Annotated in this window: 17 protein-coding genes and 1 pseudogene; 13 read left to right on the top strand and 5 right to left on the bottom strand. The window is 38.6% G+C overall.

The genetic code is table 11. From position 1 onward, the window contains the following. Nucleotides 1–611: 611 nt before the first annotated feature. The 4 genes from PN497_RS09455 to PN497_RS09440 are packed head-to-tail and all read left to right on the top strand — an operon-like array spanning nucleotide 612 to nucleotide 7,612. Nucleotides 612–1,652, top strand: coding sequence for a hypothetical protein (locus PN497_RS09455; RefSeq protein WP_096572942.1), 1,041 nt, complete (start codon nucleotides 612–614; stop codon nucleotides 1,650–1,652). Then, nucleotides 1,649–3,415: an ATP-binding protein gene (locus tag PN497_RS09450; protein ID WP_096572943.1), complete on the top strand. Its 1,767-nt coding sequence runs from the start codon at nucleotides 1,649–1,651 to the stop codon at nucleotides 3,413–3,415. Before PN497_RS09455 ends, PN497_RS09450 begins: the two co-directional genes overlap by 4 nt. An 8-nt stretch (nucleotides 3,416–3,423) precedes the next feature. Beyond that, the gene (locus PN497_RS09445; RefSeq protein WP_096572944.1) at nucleotides 3,424–4,605 is read left to right on the top strand and encodes an exonuclease SbcCD subunit D; all 1,182 of its coding nucleotides are present in this window, start codon (nucleotides 3,424–3,426) and stop codon (nucleotides 4,603–4,605) included. Next, a complete protein-coding gene (locus PN497_RS09440; protein ID WP_096572945.1) occupies nucleotides 4,592–7,612 on the top strand; it encodes an AAA family ATPase in 3,021 nt (1,006 codons plus the stop codon). The genes PN497_RS09445 and PN497_RS09440 overlap by 14 nt, the downstream gene beginning before the upstream one ends. Nucleotides 7,613–7,818: 206 nt before the next feature. Here the strand turns inward: PN497_RS09440 and PN497_RS09435 are convergent, their stop codons facing one another. Next, nucleotides 7,819–8,004, bottom strand: coding sequence for a hypothetical protein (locus PN497_RS09435; RefSeq protein WP_096573099.1), 186 nt, complete (start codon nucleotides 8,002–8,004; stop codon nucleotides 7,819–7,821). Nucleotides 8,005–8,090: 86 nt separating this feature from the next. Beyond that, nucleotides 8,091–8,330, bottom strand: coding sequence for a hypothetical protein (locus PN497_RS09430; RefSeq protein ID WP_096572946.1), 240 nt, complete (start codon nucleotides 8,328–8,330; stop codon nucleotides 8,091–8,093). Nucleotides 8,331–8,557: 227 nt separating this feature from the next. Here PN497_RS09430 and PN497_RS09425 point away from each other — a divergent pair, with 227 nt between their 5' ends. The 3 genes from PN497_RS09425 (at nucleotide 8,558) to PN497_RS09415 (ending at nucleotide 14,840) form a co-directional block, all read left to right on the top strand. Further along, a complete protein-coding gene (locus PN497_RS09425) occupies nucleotides 8,558–12,178 on the top strand; it encodes a WD40 domain-containing protein (RefSeq protein WP_096572947.1) in 3,621 nt (1,206 codons plus the stop codon). Between the two features lie 154 nt (nucleotides 12,179–12,332). Further along, the gene (locus tag PN497_RS09420) at nucleotides 12,333–13,994 is read left to right on the top strand and encodes a B12-binding domain-containing radical SAM protein (RefSeq protein WP_096572948.1); all 1,662 of its coding nucleotides are present in this window, start codon (nucleotides 12,333–12,335) and stop codon (nucleotides 13,992–13,994) included. A gap of 276 nt (nucleotides 13,995–14,270) precedes the next feature. Beyond that, entirely contained in the window at nucleotides 14,271–14,840 is a 570-nt protein-coding gene (locus PN497_RS09415; protein WP_096572949.1) for a cyclic nucleotide-binding domain-containing protein, read from the top strand. A 133-nt stretch (nucleotides 14,841–14,973) separates the two neighbouring features. Here the strand turns inward: PN497_RS09415 and PN497_RS09410 are convergent, their stop codons facing one another. Further along, nucleotides 14,974–15,171 carry a ribbon-helix-helix domain-containing protein gene (locus PN497_RS09410; protein ID WP_071191986.1) on the bottom strand — a complete coding sequence of 66 codons (198 nt, stop codon included), beginning with the start codon at nucleotides 15,169–15,171 and terminating at the stop codon, nucleotides 14,974–14,976. Nucleotides 15,172–15,336: 165 nt separating this feature from the next. On the opposite strand from PN497_RS09410, the gene PN497_RS09405 reads away from it, so the two are divergent. Continuing rightward, complete coding sequence (locus PN497_RS09405) at nucleotides 15,337–15,573, top strand: hypothetical protein (RefSeq protein WP_096572950.1); 237 nt, start codon at nucleotides 15,337–15,339, stop codon at nucleotides 15,571–15,573. Nucleotides 15,574–15,767: 194 nt separating this feature from the next. Here PN497_RS09405 and PN497_RS09400 read toward each other — a convergent pair whose 3' ends face one another. Then, on the bottom strand, nucleotides 15,768–16,058 hold the full coding sequence (locus PN497_RS09400) for an HNH endonuclease (RefSeq protein WP_096572951.1): 291 nt from the start codon (nucleotides 16,056–16,058) through the stop codon (nucleotides 15,768–15,770). 273 nt (nucleotides 16,059–16,331) lie between these two features. On the opposite strand from PN497_RS09400, the gene PN497_RS09395 reads away from it, so the two are divergent. Both PN497_RS09395 and PN497_RS09390 read left to right on the top strand, forming a co-directional pair. Then, nucleotides 16,332–16,889: a Uma2 family endonuclease gene (locus PN497_RS09395; RefSeq protein WP_096573100.1), complete on the top strand. Its 558-nt coding sequence runs from the start codon at nucleotides 16,332–16,334 to the stop codon at nucleotides 16,887–16,889. 82 nt (nucleotides 16,890–16,971) lie between these two features. After that, nucleotides 16,972–17,133: pseudogene (locus PN497_RS09390) on the top strand (four helix bundle protein); the annotation flags it as partial. A 75-nt stretch (nucleotides 17,134–17,208) separates the two neighbouring features. On the opposite strand, the gene PN497_RS09385 reads toward PN497_RS09390, so the two are convergent. After that, nucleotides 17,209–18,306, bottom strand: coding sequence for a tyrosine-type recombinase/integrase (locus PN497_RS09385; RefSeq protein ID WP_272109993.1), 1,098 nt, complete (start codon nucleotides 18,304–18,306; stop codon nucleotides 17,209–17,211). 258 nt (nucleotides 18,307–18,564) lie between these two features. On the opposite strand from PN497_RS09385, the gene PN497_RS09380 reads away from it, so the two are divergent. From PN497_RS09380 to PN497_RS09370, 3 genes are all read left to right on the top strand, one after another. Then, nucleotides 18,565–18,786 carry an AbrB/MazE/SpoVT family DNA-binding domain-containing protein gene (locus PN497_RS09380; RefSeq protein WP_096572953.1) on the top strand — a complete coding sequence of 74 codons (222 nt, stop codon included), beginning with the start codon at nucleotides 18,565–18,567 and terminating at the stop codon, nucleotides 18,784–18,786. Beyond that, on the top strand, nucleotides 18,786–19,214 hold the full coding sequence (locus PN497_RS09375; RefSeq protein ID WP_096572954.1) for a putative toxin-antitoxin system toxin component, PIN family: 429 nt from the start codon (nucleotides 18,786–18,788) through the stop codon (nucleotides 19,212–19,214). The genes PN497_RS09380 and PN497_RS09375 overlap by 1 nt, the downstream gene beginning before the upstream one ends. A gap of 659 nt (nucleotides 19,215–19,873) precedes the next feature. Then, nucleotides 19,874–20,521, top strand: coding sequence for a restriction endonuclease subunit R (locus tag PN497_RS09370; RefSeq protein WP_096572955.1), 648 nt, complete (start codon nucleotides 19,874–19,876; stop codon nucleotides 20,519–20,521). The last annotated feature ends 21 nt before the right edge of the window (nucleotides 20,522–20,542 follow it).

The following is a 20,542-nucleotide window of genomic DNA, read 5'->3' as shown; positions in this document are numbered from 1 at the left end:
TACGGATTTCAGGCTTTTTAACGTGATTTTTTAATGATTTTTGAGTGATCGCTATTGATCGGAAGTTAATCGACAAAAGCCTGAAACGACGGATTTTCGTTCATGCACATCATGGTGAATTTGTACAGTGCGTAAGTCCTACAATAATTAATCAGACAACAAAAAAAACAGAAGAAACTAATGCTGACTCAATAATTTGTTAAATATATCACCGGATTAGGTCTGAAAGTCGATTACGATCCTAAATGCAGCTATGCTCCGATAACCTTATATATAGACCTAGACGAGTCAGGGCGGCATCACGCCTACCGCCATTTCCGAGATGAGTCGGAAGCGCTGGAGCATATCAAAAACGGCTGGCTATTCCAGCGTCAAGGGATTTTTTCTCAATATATCAACCCATTCCCAGATCGATGCAGCATTAAATATTTAGGTAGCGATCACACTGCCAATACATTGCGTGTGTAACTTATTCAACGACGATGCTTTGGGTAAGCGTAGAAACTTTGATAGAATAATGGGATTTTTTATCACATCAGGCGTAAATTGGTATTATTAGTTTATAACTGGTAATGTTACAAACACACTATTTCTAAGCAACCCACAAAGTAATGCATGAGGAGAATTATGTAAGTAACTTCTGGCGATCGCATAACTTTCGCCTCGAACCCTGGGGTAATGACTATGAGCCACCAATTCAAATTAGCGAGGAACTTGCGCTGTCAGAAAGCGAAGTTAACCCTACAGTAGAAACTGATAATTGGGATAGTTTTGAATCTCAAGAGCCGCGATTGCTACCTAATCGCCTTATCTTTACCGACGGGCGGATGCGGCTAGATGCAGCACTTGTTGGTGGCGATGGTAACTCAATCATCTACGGTGTATTTGGCACAATTGCCGTGGGTGCTGTGGTAATAGATAGAACTATTCCTAAAGCGAGTTATCTTAATCCAGAAATTGATGTTCACCGAGTTGTAGGATTTGGTGGCGAACAAGAAGCTGTTGATACACCCATCCCTTGTCCTTTGGGAAGCAAATCAAAATTATTTTACGAAGCATTTAACGATAAATTTGACAATACCCCAGCAGCACGGGAGGCAATTGTCCAAACAGCCATGTTGAAAGCAGAAGAAAAGCTAGTAGGCAAACTAGACATAAAAAATGCAGAGACTTTGGTAATTCGTGATGGATCATTGCGAAATGAATCGCCCGTTTTTACCTTGGGCTATGTCAAGACAATGCACAGGCAATACCTACCTGAAAAATATGCTGCTTTACTATGGAAATTATTACCAGGACAGCGCACACCTATTTTCGAAATTAAATTGAAAAATAGATCACAGTATTCATGGTATTTAAAATCTGGCGGGTTTCAAAATTTTAATAAACAACTTGGCTATCACGATTTACATGGTATTGTCCGGCTGGAGTTATCTATAAAAAATGGCATAGACAGAGCAACAGAAATAGCAAATCAAACTTGCTATTTAATCCCCTATTACGCTTCTCATCCATCAAGAGATCCTCGCGCCCCACAAAACCTTGCACCTGTTGGTGCTTTGGAACGGGAATTAGGTAGACGTATGGGTGACGCAACATTAATTAAGCGGCGATTACAAAACTTTTTGGCATCTTTTGGAGGTAATAAATGACATCTTCTGAAGCTATTGGTTATGTACTTGGTACTCAAGAAGCTACTCCTTTAGAATTTTGGATAGCAGTAGACTCGCAAAAAGTATTGCGCCTAGATGATGTTATAGAAGTGGAAACTCGTCGTCCTGATAATAACAGGAAAGTTCACTTTTATGGCGTAGTTGACTATGTTCGCACTCAATATGAAGGAGCGCAGTTTGATACTGATACTTTATTAGTAGCGAAAAAGGGGACTTTACCCGTCAATATTTCTTATACTGCTCACGTTCAAGTCACAAGAATTGAACCAGAAGAATATTTACCTCCGCAACCGGGAGATCCGGTGAAGTTAGCTGTAGATAAGCAACTAGCATCGGCTTTATATTTTGACAGCATGGATACCCCGATTCCGGCTGGTATTATGAATAACGGTAATGCAGCTTATTTTAACTATTCATTTATTAATGGCGAGAAAGGCGCTCATGTGAATATCTCTGGTGTTTCTGGAGTTGCTACTAAAACATCTTATGCTTTGTTCTTGTTATATTCTATTTTCAATTCTCCTGTTTTAGGTTCTTATAAAGCTAATACCAAAGCACTAATTTTTAATGTCAAAGGAGAGGATTTATTCTTTTTAGACAAGCTCAATCAAATTTATGGTAATTCGATAAGTGACCAAAATAAAAATAAATATGAACTTTTAAAATTACCCATACAACCTTTTAAAAGTACAAGTTTTCGTGCTGCTCCCAAAAAAGATTCCCGGACGGTTGACTCTGATTTAGAACAGCGTTCTGAAGGCATATCAGTGTATTTGTGGAGTCTTCGGGAACTGTGCCGCGAACGCCTATTTCGCTTCTTGTTCACTGGAGAAGATTTAGATAGGGGTAATTTATCTTATCTAGTGACAACAGTAGAAGAAAGATTAGCACGACTAGCAGAAGAAAATGATGATAGTGATAAAAAGCGACGGCGAAAAATTCAAGCGCATTTAGAAGTAGAAGCGTTTGGGGAAGATAGCAAAACACAAATTAAGACTTTTAGAGATTTAATCGACTTTTTAGAAGATAAACTTCTCAATGATGAAGATAGAGAAGAAAACAGACGTTGGTTAGGACGAAATGCCTCAGCTACAGCCGAAGCAATGATTCGGCGTTTATACGGTATTAGTAGTGAAGTTAGCCATTTAATTCGGGGTGATTTATCACCGGATGAGGTTGCTAAATATCAACTTAATCCTTTAGCTTCAGATGCTCAATTAACTGTCACTGATATTCATAAACTTACCGCCCGCGCTCAAAAATTTGTTGTGGGTGTTTTGCTTCAAAAGCTATTTTTTAAAAAAGAAAAACAAGGTAGAGAACCTGTTGTTTTCATAGTTTTGGATGAGTTAAATAAATATGCCCCCCGCGATGGACGTAGCCCAATTAAAGATTTGCTGGTAGACATTGCAGAACGGGGGCGCTCTTTGGGAATCATATTAATTGGCGCACAGCAAACAGCTTCAGAAGTTGAACGGCGTGTTGTTGGGCAAGCAGCTATCCGTGTTGTAGGCAGGTTAGATTCAGCAGAAGCAGAACGCCCTGAATACAACTTTCTGACTGGTTCTTGTCGCAAACGAGCTTTATTTCTGAAATCTGGCACGATGTTTGTGCATCAGCCAGAAGTCCCCGCACCAATCTTGGTTAATTTCCCCTTCCCCGCCTATGCGACACGCAAAGAGGAAGTGTTTTTGAGCCAAGCAGAAATTGCCAGTATCGAAGCTGATATTGATCGTTTTTAGGAGGAATTGTGCGTTTAATTCATACATCTGACTGGCATTTAGGGCGTAATCTCAAAGGAAAGGAGCGCACCTCAGAAATTGAATTTGCTCTCAAGGAACTTTTGCGACAAGCCAAAAAATTAGAAGTTGATGCAGTGTTAATTGCAGGGGATATTTTTGAAACTTCTAATCCTCCAGCAGAGGCCGAGAGAGTTGCCTATCAGTTTTTTGAAGGGTTGCGAACCGCCAAAATTCCTGCAATAGCGATCGCTGGTAATCATGATTCCGCCTCCCGCTTTGATGGTATAGCTAATCTTTTATCTTTAGCTGGCGTGCAGATTTTAGGAAAACCTCGTCGCGTTAACCAAGGGGGGCTGATCACCGTAGAAACGCCTAACGGCAAACTGCGTGTAGCTGCTATGCCTTTTGCTTCAGAACGGCGACTGTTGACAGTTGAGAATCTGTGGACAATGGACGAGTTACAACAAATAAACCACTACAGAGAAAGGGTAGGCTACTTGCTCAACAACTTAGCTACTGGTTTTCAAGATGACAGTGTGAATATCCTCATGGCTCATCTCACTATTGATGGTGCTAGGTTAGCTAAATCTGAAGCTCGTCATCACACCAAAGAAACCTATGCCTTGGCAGGACAAAGCCTACCTGCTGAAGCTCAGTATATTGCTCTCGGACACATCCATAAACCCCAACAAATTCCCGTTGCGGCTCCTACTTACTATTCCGGTTCTTTGATTCAAGTAGACTTTGGTGAAGCTGGGGAAGATAAGGGATTTTATTTAATTGATGTTGAGCCTGGTTCTCCTGCAAAAAAACCTGAGTTTATATCTATTCCCTGTCAAAAACCTTTGCATATAGTCGAATGTGAATTGAGTGATTATGAAGAAAAATTAGAACCATACCAGGATTATTCTGGTTATCTCAAGGTAATTATTAATTTGCAAACACCTCAAAGGGGATTAACTGACAAAATTCACAAAATTTGTGGTGATAAAGTATTGCAAATCGAGCCGCGTTATCCAGAAGTTAAGTCAAATCAGAAAAAATCTGTAAACCAGGAAGAGTTTGATCCAATAGAAGAATTTAAACGCTACTTCCAAGAAGAATTAAACACAACACCTACTCCTGCTGTTGTGGCCAAATTTGAGGAACTATATAAGCAAATAAAGGAAACACAAGATGCGACCACTTGAACTGACTCTAGAAGGTTTTACTAGTTTTCGCAATCAGACCAAAATCAATTTTGAGCAACTGGAGTTATTTGCTATTACTGGACCTACTGGTGCAGGTAAATCTTCTTTGCTTGATGCTATGACTTTGGCACTTTATGGAAAAGTAGCAAGATTTAGCGGTAAGACTCAACCTAAAGAATTATTGAGTCAGGGTAGTTTAAGATTACAGGTATCATTACGTTTTTTGGTAGATAATTTTGAATATCAAGTTTTTCGCTCGTGGTTATACCGCAATAAAACACCCCAGGTGAATTTCAAGTTAGAAAAGCGTATTCAAAACGATTGGCAACCTTTAGGAGAACAAAAGGAAGCAGATATTAATGCTACTATTGAGAATATTTTGAGGATGAATTTTGAGACTTTTACAAAAGTTATCCTCCTACCTCAAGGACAATTTGATGAATTCCTTAAAGGTAAAGGTGCTGATCGACGAAAGATATTAAGTCACTTGGCTGGATACGAAAAAATTTTCCCAGCTATGCGTCAAAAAGCTGAAAATCAAGCTAATTTTCTTGAAGGTGAATACAATATTATTCAACAACAGCTAAATATGGCTGATTTGGTATCAGATATAGAATTAAATTCTCAACGCGAACGCTCTCAGCTTATAGAACAAGAATTACCCCGATTAAATGAAGCAGTTGCCAATGCAAAAACAGCTTTAGAGGTAGAAATTAAATTATTTCAGCGTCTTAAAATTTTAGCAGATTTGCGACAGCAACTTGAGGAATTAAATACAAAAACTACAGAAATAAGTGTTTTAAAACGGCAATTAGAACAAGCGCGAGTTTGCGATCGCTTATCAGCCACTTGGACATCAGTAAATTCTGCTCGTACTCGTTATAATGACACCAAAATTGCTGCTGAGAATGCTGCTAAAGCTTTGATTGATAAAGAATCTGCTTTGAAAATTCAGGAAGATAATTTAAGTCAAGCACAAGCTTATCAAGCTAAAATTGCACCACAACTAAAACAGCAAGAAGAAGCTCTTAATGCTGCCAAAATTTATGAAGAACAGCGTCGTGGAATTAACAATGAACTAAAGCGGTTAGAAAAAATATTGGAAGACAAAATCAAGCTTGTAACTGAAGCTAACAAAGCAGTAAAAAAGGCTGAAACTGAATTAGCAGAGAAAAATAAGATATTTACTGAAGCTAAAAATGAACTTTCTCAATATTCCCTTGGTGGCACAAGACTAGAGCAGCTTAATCAAGTTAACCCACTACTAATTAAATGGGAAGGTATTCAAAAGCAAGTCGAAAGCGATCGCTCAAAACTCCAACAAATTACCCAACAATTAAAAACGGCCGATAATAATTATCAGTCTACTATTTTAAATCTGCAAAAATCCATAGAAGAATGTGAACAAATTTGTGCTAAATTAGATACTGCTAGACAACAAAATTATGCCTCTGCTTTACGAGTATTGCTCCATAAGGGTGATGATTGTCCTGTTTGCGGTGGAGTATACCCAGAAGACAACTTGTTACCACAACTAGAGTCTTCAGACAATATTAAAGCACTAGAAAAACGCGCTCAGACTGCTGAGAAAAACCGTCAAAAAGCTGCTGATGCCAAAACTAAAGCTGAAACCATAAGAGATGAACTAAAGAAACAAGAAATTGAATACCTCCAAATATTGGCAGCTAAAGAAGTCGAATTGCAGGCAGAAACACAACAAATTATTGCCATATTAAAAACAGATACATGGGATGTTCAGGCACTTCAGCAGGAATGCCAAACACTACATGAAAGGGATACTAAATATCAGGAATCTTTAATCAAGAAAGATAAAGCAGATGCGGAAGTTAATGCAAGTGAACAAAATTTTAAATTTGCCAAAGATAAGTTATCAAATACGCAATCCCAGCATCAAGAAGCAGCAAATGAAGTAGAACGCCAAAAAACACAATTTCAAGAAATATCCAACAAACTATCAGAACTTACTGGTGGTGATTCTTACGAGAATTTAGTCCGAAAACTAGAACAAGATAAACAAGATTTAGATAATCGTCTTCAGCAGGCACATAAGTTTCATCAAACTGCTCGTGATGAATTTCTCCAATCTCAACAAAATGATTTAAAATCACGAGAAGACTTTGATTTAGCTTCTAATGCAAAAGTACAAATAGAAGCTGAATGGCAAACTCGTTTGTCATCAGAAAACTTTACAGAAGCAATGTGTGAAGAAAGCAAAGCATCACCAGAAGTACAAAATAGATGGCAGCAGCAAATTACAGATCACGACAATAAAAAACTTCAGCTAGAAACTCTTATCACCAAAGAAACTAACGAAATCGGCAATAAAACCACAAATCCAGAAATAATTGCCCAACATGAAAAGTTTGTTGTTACTGCGGAAGAAAAGCGTAAGCAATCACAAGATGAATACAACAATTTAAAACTTTGGATTACTAAAGCTGAAGAGCAGCGAGAGCAAGCAGAGAAATTACAAGCCCAACTATCCAGCAAAGAGCAAGATTTAGAAATTTATCGTATATTATCCAAAGAGTTAAAATCGGATCGTTTTCAAGCCTATATTCTCCAAAATTTTGAGCAGGAGTTAGTAGAACAAGCAACAGTGTTTCTGCGAGAACTTACAGAACAGCGATATGCCTTAAAATATGACGATAAAGAATACTATGTAGAAGATAATTGGAGTGGTGGCGAAACAAGACGGGTACAGACACTATCCGGTGGTGAAACCTTTGCGACTTCTTTATCCCTGGCTTTAGCACTCTCAGAAAAGCTATCAAGAGGAGCTAAGTTAGGCAGTCTGTTTATAGATGAAGGATTTGGAACATTAGATGCTGAAACTCTGCAAAGTGTCTCAAGTATCCTACAATCTTTGGGTCAGCAAGACAAATTAGTGGGCGTAATTACTCATGTTCCTGCTTTGGGAGAAGAATTAGGAACGCAAATCAAAGTAGAAAAGTTTCCAGAAGGCTCTCGGATTATTATGGCGTAAACTGAAGAAAGCGTTGGTGAAGCCCCTGAACGACTGGACTCTGAACACCAGCAAGAATTATTTAAGATGGCTGCTGGTAGTGTTATGCTGGTGTTAACGCCAAGTCCTTTGGTGACCTACAGCCTGGAGATAAACCTGATAGAACATTGTGGGGATGCTACACACCCAATAATCCCAGAGAAACACTTGTCCATCTCATTTCTGGCTTACTTTTTTGGTTTATCTTTGGATTTGTGAGAGCCAAAGCTATAGACCATTGCTATTTTCACGATATCAAAATAAGCAAGATGATTATCTTTATTGACAATTGCTAAAGATATCGATCCTGCAACTAAGATTACCAAAATTACTGATAGTGCTTCACCTTTGATGCCGTTGCCGTTATCTGACATGATATGACCTCCTCTGGTTTGAAACCTTTGGCTGAATGAAAATAAGCCAAAGGTAATATCTGAAGAAGCAGCACCATAAATTTGGACTAACTCCAAGATTCAAAAATCATAGCGATCGCAAACATACAGAATAAAGAAATTGCAGCCCTGATAAACCAAATCCAGATATTCAAGGATAGCAATACTGTAACAATTGACCATGCACCAAAAACGTTAAACACAACAATCGCGATCGCAAAACCAGAGATGGTTAATAGTAAATATTTCAATCCTTTTCCAGCCAAATTTAACAAAGGATTTGGGTTATCTTGGCGATTATTTCTCATGGGTTTCAGTCCTATTTATTTGTTAATCAAGGATTTTCATTTACGTATATCCTCACAAACAGTTAATATTGCTACATTCATCAATATAAAGATGACTAATATAAGTGTGTAATTACTGTAAAGCTGAGAAAAAGACTATATAAAACTCCTTTTTGGAGGTATTATTCATGCTATACAAAATTCTCACATACAGATAAGTAACAGATATGATATGGAGCTTAGAAAAGATGAATACAGCAGATAATAGACCTTTACTTCCTGATAATTTCATTACAGCAGTTGCAAACCAGCATAATGTTACCAAAACGGAGCTAGAGGCGTTAATTTTAGCACTAAATGATTATTCTGGTGCGGAAATTGCCGAGCGACTGAAGATTTCTCAACCAGCAGTGAGAAAAAGATTAGGAGAAAGTTACCGCAAATTAGGTATAGAAGGGAGTGGGAATAAAAAAATTTATAACTTGAAACAGAAACTATCTGCTCAATATAAATCTCTTTATGAAAATGTTCCTACTTCACAAGAAGATTGGGGTGAGGCGGTTGATGTAGAAGGTTTTCGGGGTAGAAATGAAGAAATTTTAGACTTAGAAGACTGGATAGTTGATGGTGATCCTTTGCGGTGTAGATTAGTAGCAGTGTTGGGTATGGGTGGCATTGGTAAAACTGTGATAGCAGCTAAAGTTGCCAAAAAAGTACAGCCAAAATTTGATTATTTGATTTGGCGATCGCTTCGTAATGCACCACCATTAGAGGAAATTCTTAACCAACTTTTACGATTTTTACCTCACGATGCTCAAGATTACTTAACAGTGAGTGAAAATAATAAAATTCTTCTACTAATTGATACTCTCAGAAAACATAGATGCCTAGTTATTTTAGATAATGTGGAATCAGTGCTACGTAGTGGTGAGGGTAAAACTCAAGAATGGGCTGGTGAATATGAAATTGGATATGAAAACTATGGCTACTTGTTTAAAAAAGTTGCAGAAGCATCACATAATAGTTGTTTATTACTCACCAGCCGAGAAAAACCCAAAGAAGTGGCTGCACTAGAAGGTAAAAATCTACCAGTGAAAGTTTTACAATTATCCAGCCTCAATGTAGATGAAGCTAGGGAAATTCTGCGGGATAAAGGATGTGAATTTACTCCTCAACAGTTACAAGAATTAGTCACTAGATATTCTGGCAACCCCTTAGCATTAAAAATAGTTGCCACTACAGTTTATGACTTATTCAGCAATAACATTACAGAATTTTTAACAGAAATTGAAGAAGCCAGTGCTGCTTATGGAGATATTCGCACCCTGCTAGATACCCAGTTTAAACGTTTGTCAGATTTAGAAAAAAAAGTTATGTATTGGCTGGCAATTCATCGGGAATATGTTTCCTTGATAAATTTAAAAAGTGATTTAAGTACCACAGATGCCAGGTCAAACATACTAGAAGTTATAGAATCATTGTTACGGCGATCGCTACTTGAAAAAGAAACAAACACTAGCAGATTTCGCCAGCAGTCTGTAGTAATGGAATATGTGACAGAAAACTATATAGAAGCAGTAACTGATGAAATTTACCAAGGACAAAAACTAGAATTTATTAATGCCTACCCCTTAATTCAAGCGCGATCGCTTGATCATATCCGACTCATACAAGAAAGATTGATCCTAGAATCTGTAAAACAAAAGCTGATCACAGCCTTTGGGACAACAAAAAAACTAGAAACTCATCTGCAACAACTGCTTATAAATTTACAACAGGAATCACCCCCAACTAAAGGTTATGCAGCAGGAAACTTAATCAATTTACTGCGACAACTCCAGATCGATAAATCCCAGCACAATGACCAAATTGATTTAAGTAGATGGGATTTTTCTAATTTGACTATTTGGCAAGCCTACCTGAAAAATGTCAACCTACAAAACACTAGCTTTGCTAATTCCGATTTAACAGGTTCAGTGTTTACAGAAACAATGTCTAGTCTTGTATCTGTGAGATTTAGTCCCGATGGTAAATTCTTTGCCACAGGTTTAATGTCAGGAGAAATAAGATTATGGCGCACTGCTGATACTAAACAAATTCGCATTTATAAAAGTCATACTGCTTGGGTTTGGGCTTTGACCTTTAGCCCAGATAGTAAAATTTTAGCTAGTGGTAGTGCAGACTATAGAGTTAAACTGTGGAATGTGGAAACAGGGGAATGTCTGCACACACTCAAAGAACATACTAATAAAGTTTATTCAGTAGCTTTTAATCCTGATGGTTCTTTATTAGCTAGTGCCAGTGAAGACCAAACTATTAAAATTTGGGATATTGCTACAGGAGTTTGTCAGCAAACCCTTTCTGGTCATCAAGGCTGGGTGTTATCTGTCACCTTCCAACCGTCTAAAAGTACCAACATTCAGCCTTTACTTGCTAGTGGCAGTGCAGACCAGAAAATTAAACTCTGGGATATCAACACAGGTCAATGTGTGAAAACCATCAATGGCCATAATGGTGAAGTTAACTCTGTAGTCTTTAGTCCTGATGGGGAAACACTAGCTAGTGGTAGCGCAGACCGCACTCTCAGACTATGGGATGTAAATACAGGTCAATGTCAGCAAGTATGGAAGGGACACAGTAAAAAGATTTATTCAGTTCGTTTTAGTCCTGATATGAAAACCCTAGCTAGTACTGGTGAAGACAGAACTATCAAACTCTGGGATATTGCACGGGGTGAATGTCTCAAAACCTTAGAAGGTCACTATAGCCAAGTTTGGGCGATCGCCTTTAGTCCTGATGGCAACACTCTCATCAGTTGCAGTGACGACCAAACAGCTAGACTATGGGATGTAAAGACCGGAAATTCCTTGAATGTCTTGGAAGGATATACCCGTGATGTGTATTCTGTACAATTCAGCCCCGATAGTCAAATCTTAGCCAGTGGTCGGGATGACCACAATATTGGGTTATGGAACTTACAAACCAAAGAATGCCACGTTTTTAATCAACATGAAGGCAGGATTCGTTCTGTCGCTTTTCATCCCAATGAAAAAATACTGGCTAGTGGTAGTGCAGACAATACCATTAAACTTTGGGACATCACAGATAGTCGTCACAGCAGATGTATTAACACCCTCAAAGGACATGATAACTGGGTATGGACAGTTGCTTTTAGTCCGGACGGAAATACCTTAGTTAGTAGTAGCGAAGACCACAGCATTCGCATCTGGGAAACTTCTAACGGTGAGTGTGTGCAAAAAATCAAAGCCCATAGCCATTGGGTGTGGACAGTAGCATTTCATCCTCATGGGGAGATTCTGGCCAGTGGTAGCGCAGACAGTCACATTAAACTCTGGGATGTTAGTACAGGTGAATGTTTGCAAACTCTCACAGGCCATCAAGACATGATTTGGTCAGTCGCATTTAGTTCTGATGGGCAATTTTTAGCTAGTGGTAGCGAAGACCAAACTGTAAAGTTGTGGAATGTTAGCACAGGTGAGTGTGTCCAAACCTTGAGAGGGCATAATAAACCAGTCTACTCAGTGGCATTTAGTCCCAAGAAACAGATTTTAGCTAGTGCTGGCGCTGATACCACTGTGAGACTATGGCAAGTGAGTACAGGTGAGTGTATGGAAATTCTCAAGCGGGGACATACAGCCGCAATTCGTTCTTTAGCTTTTAGTAGTGATGGTAAGCTATTAGCTAGTGGCAGCGAAGACGAAAATATTCAATTGTGGGATATGCAAACTTGTAGTAGATTACAGCCACTTAAATCAGACCGCATTTATGAACGTCTGGATATTAGTGGGATTACAGGTTTAACCGATGCTGAAAAAGCTTCTTTAAAAATGTTGGGTGCTGTTGATTAAGGTCTCAGAATTGAATCAGAAACAGTATCCTCAAATGAATACCTGAACAAGCCAATTTGGCTTGTTATCTCATTCGCAGGATACATATAATAAATACATAAATTTGTTTTTCTGTTCATTACCCATCAAAAAACAATTTTAGTTGCTTACCATAATGATAATTCAAAACAATACTGAAAATTTAATTAATTATCAAATATCATGTTATAACAATTCTATCAAAATCGTATTGATTGGCGAATTTATTAAACATCGAAGTTTCAACGGAGCTAATAAAGCATTACCCGTTTTAGCTTCTAGTTTAGTTAATGCTGGATTTAGTCAAGTTATACAACTAGATTTAGAACGTCCTGATTTAAGCATTGATGATGTTTTAAAAGAAATCAGAAATGCTGACTTAATTATCTTTGCTGGTTGTCTAACAAATCAATGGTCAGAAATTGACGAACATAGTAGAAAAATATTTGCAGAATTACAAAAACATAAACGGGAAAATGTGCCGATTTTAGTTGGCGGTTATGCAACTAAAAGTGTTGAAGACATTGCCAGGATTACACCTTGGATTACGGCATTTTGTGATGGTGAAGGTGAAGAATCAATTGTCAAAATTGCTCATGCAGTTGCCAGAGGAACTTTCTATCAAGAAATGAAAGATTTACCCGGCTTATGTTTTATCAATGATGATGGTAAATTTTACCGTACCATTGCCCCAAGAGTGAATAAATTTGATGATATTGATCAAAACTTTGGTTTAATTCATTTACCCCAAGTCCATGATATGGATATTTTTAAATCCTCAGATGGTAGACAATTAAAAACAGCCCAAATTTTTACCCAGAGAGGATGTCCTTGGGGGTGTGGTTTCTGTAATAAAAGTAGTGAAAGTAATAATGTAGTGAGATTGGGTGAAGAATCTTTTCGTCGGCAATTACAGCAATTAAAACAGCGTGGCTATGAAGCAATTTATTTAGATGTTGATACTTTTACAGTTCATGATCAAGCTGCCAAACGAGAAGCTGAAATATTAAAAGCAGAAGGATTTGTTTGGGGTTCAAATACGAGAATTGATAAAATTAACTATGAGCAGATGCGTTATTTGGTAGAAAATAATTGTGTGTATATGTTTTTTGGGGTTGAGCATACCTTACCAGAAGTATCATTAGCAAATCATAAATTTAATGGTTCTATTGCTAGTCAAATTAGGCAAGCATGGGATTATCCATCTAAGATTGAGCAAGTTTTTCAAGATATGAATAAGGCTGGTTTACCCAGTAGTTATTTTTTAATTTTAGGACTACCAAAGGCCAAATTAAATGATCAAAAAACTGATATTATAGGTTACGAACCAACGACTTTTGCGGATGATATTGAAGCAATTAGTTTTGGTATTGAAAGGTGTAAACCCGATTTTTTAAATTTTAATATTCTGCGATTTATGCCTGGGAGTATGGCAGCTGATACAATTGGTGATTGTAGTTACTCCTGTGTGCGTCCTTCAGGAAAACAACCAATTACTGCTGGATACTTTTTACGGCGTGCTGTTAAGCATTATGGCTATCCCCAGTCCCAAGAACACGGTGTTTACCGACTGTGTGAATCAGTTAGCAGATATCAACCTATTACAACGGCTATGAATCCCCAACGGGTTTATGATACCATCTGCTATGCTATGGAGTTGATTAATAGTAAGATTGATCAAGGTGGTAAAGCGACAAAGTTGTTTATTGATAGGGATTTAATAGCTTTAGGTTTAGTGAGTCAAGATGAACAGGGAAAATATGCGATCGCTCCTTTGGAATACTTTTTAAATCTTTGAACATAACAGGATGATATTGGTATCATTACACAGGCACTGGGGCAATTCAACGAGTTTATGAATGATTTAAAACCCACATTCCGCACCCCCCAGTGTCACAATCGGTAATTTCGGATTTTTGAATACCTTTGATGATAATTTTGATACAAAATAGTCTAAATCTTAGGTGGCGATCGCCAATCTCAAATCCCCAAACGACCATTTTTCGTTGTGTGACAGTTTAGGGTGCGGAAGGTGGGTTCATATACAATTCTCGATATCACAACTGATATCGCCATGAATAACAAAACCCCACCCAGCCAAATGATCCGCGTGCCTACTGTACTAATTCCTGTAGTACGTAACCTGTCAAAAATTCACCGTGATGGTCACACAACGGCGTTACTGCAAGGGTTACAGGAATTGATTTCACAGTTTGATATCAACACTAAACTGGAAGCAACCACCGAGTTACAGGAGGTGGAGGAAAAGTTGGGGCAACTGGAAACACACCTTTGCCAGCAAGACGAACAGCTGGCTGTTAAACTAGAAACTATTGCCAAGCACTTGGAAAAGATTGAACGGGCGATAGCTTCGCTCGCCGCAGGCAACGCTTCTGGTAGATACAGTAACTCTAGACCACGGCGTTCAGCGTATCCATACCAGTATCAACAACCAGTAGAAATCAACTCCTTTCCCAACGAAAATTTAGCGCAGAGATTGGGAGTGACAGCGCAGAGTTTAATTAATGAACGGGAAAACAAAACTGAGCAGGAATTCATCAGCTGGTCTAGGAATCGAGATCCAAGTGGGTTAGGCTGGAAATTTCAGGCAGAAGATGGGTTGTATTATCCAGTTCGGCAGTAGGGGGCTTCGCGGAAGTCAAAAGTCAAAAGTAATATAGAGTCTGCTTTTGAAAGATTTCCAATGGTTCATTAACTTATGCCGTGATGTCCTAGTATTTTCCTAACAAAAGCTAACAATAATTATTCACAGCTTATTAATCCTCTGTTATATCTATTTTTACTAATTCCAATAAACCCTGTCTAATCACCTGTTCAACTAACTCACTTCTGGTGATACCTAATTTTTCGGATACCCTATCAAGTTCTGTGGAAGCAGTCTCAGTTAGCATAATCTGATACCTCTGCTTTGGCTCACCATATTTGTCTTTCTCAGCTTTTCTTGGTCTTACCACGGGCTATACACACATCAACACCTCCACACTTTACAAATTTATGGGAGATGCTATATACACACTTACACATCTACATATAAAATAAAAATAAGGCGACACCTACGCTGCACTTCGTGAACCTTGGCAGGTAGGCAAATCGCCTTAACCCTTACAGGTAAATTAATCATGACACAAATTCAAAATTTTCTCGCCGGTGCTAATGACACCACAGTAGTCAAAGAACCCAGTAACAGAGAACCATTAAAGCATTTATTAATTGGCTCAAGGAGAACTGTTATCAGTACAATTCATCATTTACAGGTAATTGGTTATGCAGATGTTGGAGATTGGAGTGAACCTATACCCACTGGTAATGTTGGGGAGTTCATGAGTATTTTAATCAGACAAATCCTGATTAAATAACAAGAAATAACCAGTGATGCCAACTAATTAAGAATTATTTTGACAGGAGGAAGTTAAACCCTTCTGTCAAGAAAATTTTAGGGATTTGTTTCTAGTTTAACTATTTTTGATGCAGATAAATACAGACAAATAATTGTGTATTTTCTTTTTCCATTTCTCCTCAAGAAAATATCTACATTTCCAATGAATAAAATCTAAAATTTTGACAGATCAAATAGAGATAATTGACCAACAGAAACATTACCCTTTCCACCGCGATGATAATTAAGGTGGCATCCACTGCAAAGACAAATTAGGTTCTCTAATCTGTTATCAGATGGGTCTCTATTCCAGTGATGAACCTGGAGATTATAGGCACGGGGGTTAATAATATCATTAGGTTTTTCACCAGGACGTAAGCAAACGCGACCGCATTTTTGACAACGCCAATTAGCTTTTTCTTTAATGTTTTTAGCCAATTCTTTCCAGTGCTTTGGGTACTCCATGATAACTGTTAACACCAAACTTTAGGATTGTGATAATATTATAAAATAAACATGATATTATTATATAACAAAAAACAACATTTTTGGTGATTATAATGTAACTGTAAACATTCAGCAATCAAGGTTCAGTCAAAAGCTGAAAAACTGAAGATTAGACGTAAATTCCTCATCAAAGAAAGAGAATTCAAGATTCAGGAGTCAGAATATCTCATCTTTGTAGTGAATTTTGAGCTTAAAATGAAAATCACAGCCTAGATGCAAGGAAAACTCACCATGACAGTTACTACTGCTAAATGGAGTTTAGACGACTATCATCGCATGATTGAAATTGGCCTTTTAGCTGGTCGCAAGGTTGAACTACTAAATGGAGAAATTATCAACATGGCACCGGAAGGACCAGAACACGCACAAATTAATACTGACTCTGCTGAATACCTGCGGGAATTACTTGGTTCAAAAGCATTGGTAAGAGATGCAAAACCTATTACTATTCCTGAAAGTAATTCAGAACCAGAACCAGATTTAGCAATAGTTGAACCACAGCGTGCTATTTATCGCAGTCACCATCCTTATCCTGAAAATATATTTTGGTTAATCGAATATTCTAAAACGACCCTGAATAAAGATTTAGATATAAAACGCAAAACATACTCTGCTGCATCAATTCCTGAATATTGGGTAGTAGATTTAAATAATCAACAAGTAAAAGTGTTTAGAGAACCAATAAATGGTGATTATTCCCAAGAATTAACTTTGACTTTAGGTGAAATATCTCCGTTAGCATTTCCAGAAATTAAAATTTCTATTCAACGTTTGCTACAAGGGTTTTAAGGAGGCAGGGGGCAGGGGGCAGGGGGATAACGGGAGAACTTTCCCCTCCGCTCCCCGCTCCCTGCCCCTCTGCTTCTTCTGTGAAGCAGAAGCAGCAGAAACTCAAACTTGGCTTACTTTTGCTGTGAAATGTGGTTATTTAGAAGTTGATACAGGTAGAGAACTTTATAGAACCTACAACCAAGTATTAGGCATTCTCGTAACTATAATCAACAATCCATCTCCCTGGCTCATAAAACGCTAATTTCCCATCCCCCTGCTCCCTGCTCCCTGCCCCCTGCTCCCTTTCCTCTTTGTGACCCATTGGATCACATTTTCCTCAAAACCTGGGCAACACCGTACCAGTCCCAGCATCCCTTTTGGGACGAACATAGGTCTTAGTCGTATCACTCTTAGTATGACCCAACTGGTCTTGCACCTCAAACAGCGTTTTTCTATCCACCGCCCTTGATGCGTGAGAATGACGCAACCAGTGACAAGAAAACTTCACCCCTGCCACCTCAGATATATCCTGAATCAATTTTTTAATCGCTCGGTCACTCAATGGCAAACCCCGTTTCTTTGGATCAGGTGAGACATTAGGAAACACAGGCATCTTCTCACCTGCCATCCCCCGGTACTTCTTAAACATCAGCGAAGTTTCATGGTCTAAACCAATTTCCCGGTACTTCCCCCCCTTGCCCCGAAACTTAATCGTGTAATATCCCCGGTGTTTATCTCCGGGTATCGGCTCTGGTTGCCATTTAAAGTTGTGCCAATACAAACCCGGATAATCTTCCTGGGGTTGACCCGGTTCCTGACCAGGAATAGTTACCCGACCTACTTCACCTACCCGCATCCCACTATAAAAAAGCAAACAGAACACCAACCAGTGTTTCTCCCCCAACATCTGGGCAGCATGAGCCAATTGTTCCAACTCCCAATCTTCCAGATAACGCTCTGCTTTCGGTAAATCAGTGAAATTATCGTAACTTATCGTACTAGCAATATTCCGTAAAAAGTAGCCCACATTCTCACTGCTGCCATAACTCCAGAGAGATCGCAACATCAAAACCTGGTTAGATTTAGTATAAGGGGAAACCTCACCCCAAGAAGCGACAAATTCTAGTAACTTTGGTTGCTGAACCAAGCGTAAATCCTCTATCCCCTGCTTCCGTACCCACTCCAGTAATTTTTGACCAAAGCGATAGTATTTTCGCTTAGTCTGTTCCCGATTTTGTGACCCTGCCCAAGCCAAAATCAACTCCTCATCATTTGATACGGCAGGTGTGCGGTAATAATATTGACGAATTACCTCCTCAACTAATTCGGCGGTAACAGGTTGAGAAGTATCACGAGATACAACCTGACTGGGAGCGGGGAGAACTTCTACAGGACTGACCTCAATGTTGTTCACATCCATGAGAGAAATAAGCATCACGTAGTAGACGACATCTAGCTTCCTGGAAGGGCTGTTTCAGGAAGCTTTTTTTATATTCTATCCTCCCGTGAATGTGCAGGGAACTTCAAGTTAACTTGATTTCACGTAATGCGCTTTCCGCTTGATTCAATATTTTCTCTATTCTTGAGCTATCCTGATGCAATCGCTAAATCTTACTCTCATACTTGTCAGGTAAAATGTGTATACTAAAGTAAGGATTCCTTACATTTTCTGGCAAAAGCTAGGAGGATTGTCATGCTGGCCAAGTTAACCTCTAAGAATCAACTCACACTGCCTAAAAGTATTACCCGTGAAATCGGAGAAGTTGAGTATTTTGAAATACAGGTTCAGGATGGGCAAATTATTTTGACTCCAGTAAAGATTCAACGGGCTGATGCAGTTAGAGCTAAACTAGCGGATTTAGGGTTGAGTGAACAGGATGTAGCTGATGCAGTAGCTTGGGCGCGTCAGTCGTGATGGTTAGTCCACGAGTGGTAATTGATACTAATATCGTAGTCTCTGCGTTGATATTTAGGGGTAGAGTATCTAGGCTTCGTTTGGCATGGCAAGACGATCGCTTTACTCCCCTAGTTTCTCAAGCAACGATCACAGAGTTAATCCGAGTGCTTGGTTATCCAAAGTTCAAGCTCACGCCAATAGAGCAAGAATATTTACTATCGGATTACATACTGTTTTGTGAAACTATAGCGATGCCCGATAACTTGCCTGTAATTCCTGAATGTCGTGACCCTTTTGATGTGCCTTTTTTACTTCTAGCTGTGGTTAGCAAGGCAGATTATCTTGTGACAGGCGATTGCGATTTACTCAGTCTACAAGATAATTTTTCTTGCCCGATTATTACTGCTGAAGATTTTCTGAATGTTATTGATGTTCAGTCATCCTGATTTTTCCGGTGACAACATCGTTAAATCAGGGTTTTGCGGAAACACAAATTAAAACATCTTTAATATTCACAAAAAATACTTTATGTCAAGGTCCCGGAGGGAACTAGCGCTCCGTAGGAATCGCTAACGATAGCTTTATTAAACTTTTAAAGTAACAGTGCCTATTGCACTACGATAGGTCTATTCAAAATGCTCATGACCTCATTTGGGTTAGGGCTTGGTAGCAGAGGACTCCAATCTCCAACTTCTGCATAGCCAATCAATGGATGGGGGGTATAAGTAGTTGCAAGTAGTCGTGCAAAATAAATTATTTAGGGCTTGATGAATAAAGATAAAACCGTTTATTAATAGGGGTTTTGCGGATTGTTATCACAAGAAAGTGCAAGGTTTTGACTGATAGTGTCTCAAAACAGGTGCATTTTTCCTGGACGAATCTGGGAAACTGAGGATATGCAGATGGCTGAAACTATTCCCTGTTCCCTATTCCCTGCCCATGACTTGCGTCACGCTGCGCTATCACAGATAACTTTTATGGCTTACGCTTGGCGTTAGCTATCAGCAAACCCTATTTAGGAGGTGGAGCGATCGCTTGGTAGATAAAATATAATCCCATCGAAAGAACTTGGGCTGTCTTAGAAAATAAAAGGAAATAAATTGATATGGTTCAAACAATACAGGCTAAAGACATCACATTGCTGGAACTAGAAACAGAATTTCGCCTTCAATTGGTTGAAGATGAGCAATTTTTTACAGAGTTGTTTGTTGAATTGCCAGAAATTACACAATTAGAAAAACAACAACTTGACAGAGTTAAAGCCAGCTATGCCAATTTGCTTAAGTACCCACCTCTACTTGAAAATACTGTGAAGATGGTGGTGTTGTCTCCCCTGTTAGATTTAGCAGACTTTTACCTATCTCCATTTCATGTTAAATCAGACAAATCTGTAGAAATTACTGCTGAAGATGCTGGTGTAACGGTTAAAGGACAGATGGATGTCTTAGTTTTGTTTGAACAGCTAGTAGTAGTAGTCATTGAATCCAAACAAGCAGCTTTTTCTGTGGAAGTAGGTAAAGCCCAGATTCTTGCTTATATGTTGGCAATTTCTAAACCCGACAAAGCAATATATGGACTAATTACCAATGGTGGTAGTTTTATCTTCGTCAAGTTGATTAATGAAAATATACCAAAGTATGGGTTTTCTCGCTTGTTTTATATTTTCAATCCGGGGAATGAGTTGTATACAGTTTTATCAGTGTTGAAAAGCTTAGGTCAACTAGCAAGAAATATTCATAATACAAAAGTATGATAAAATTTAGCCCTGAATCCG

The organism is Sphaerospermopsis kisseleviana CS-549 (genome assembly GCF_028329225.1).
In the GTDB taxonomy this organism is placed as follows: Bacteria; Cyanobacteriota; Cyanobacteriia; order Cyanobacteriales; family Nostocaceae; genus Sphaerospermopsis; species Sphaerospermopsis kisseleviana.
The sequence above is the reverse complement of the archived record's forward strand: the minus strand, read 5'-3'. Positions and strand labels throughout refer to the sequence as shown.

Coding starts and splice junctions, on each gene's coding strand:
- PN497_RS09455 (WP_096572942.1), top strand. CDS start 612: ATGCATGAGGAGAATTATGTAAGTAACTTCTGGCGATCGCATAACTTT.
- PN497_RS09450 (WP_096572943.1), top strand. CDS start 1,649: ATGACATCTTCTGAAGCTATTGGTTATGTACTTGGTACTCAAGAAGCT.
- PN497_RS09440 (WP_096572945.1), top strand. CDS start 4,592: ATGCGACCACTTGAACTGACTCTAGAAGGTTTTACTAGTTTTCGCAAT.
- PN497_RS09435 (WP_096573099.1), bottom strand. CDS start 8,004: ATGTCAGATAACGGCAACGGCATCAAAGGTGAAGCACTATCAGTAATT.
- PN497_RS09430 (WP_096572946.1), bottom strand. CDS start 8,330: ATGAGAAATAATCGCCAAGATAACCCAAATCCTTTGTTAAATTTGGCT.
- PN497_RS09425 (WP_096572947.1), top strand. CDS start 8,558: ATGAATACAGCAGATAATAGACCTTTACTTCCTGATAATTTCATTACA.
- PN497_RS09420 (WP_096572948.1), top strand. CDS start 12,333: ATGATAATTCAAAACAATACTGAAAATTTAATTAATTATCAAATATCA.
- PN497_RS09415 (WP_096572949.1), top strand. CDS start 14,271: ATGAATAACAAAACCCCACCCAGCCAAATGATCCGCGTGCCTACTGTA.
- PN497_RS09405 (WP_096572950.1), top strand. CDS start 15,337: ATGACACAAATTCAAAATTTTCTCGCCGGTGCTAATGACACCACAGTA.
- PN497_RS09400 (WP_096572951.1), bottom strand. CDS start 16,058: ATGGAGTACCCAAAGCACTGGAAAGAATTGGCTAAAAACATTAAAGAA.
- PN497_RS09395 (WP_096573100.1), top strand. CDS start 16,332: ATGACAGTTACTACTGCTAAATGGAGTTTAGACGACTATCATCGCATG.
- PN497_RS09385 (WP_272109993.1), bottom strand. CDS start 18,306: ATGCTTATTTCTCTCATGGATGTGAACAACATTGAGGTCAGTCCTGTA.
- PN497_RS09380 (WP_096572953.1), top strand. CDS start 18,565: ATGCTGGCCAAGTTAACCTCTAAGAATCAACTCACACTGCCTAAAAGT.
- PN497_RS09375 (WP_096572954.1), top strand. CDS start 18,786: ATGGTTAGTCCACGAGTGGTAATTGATACTAATATCGTAGTCTCTGCG.
- PN497_RS09370 (WP_096572955.1), top strand. CDS start 19,874: ATGGTTCAAACAATACAGGCTAAAGACATCACATTGCTGGAACTAGAA.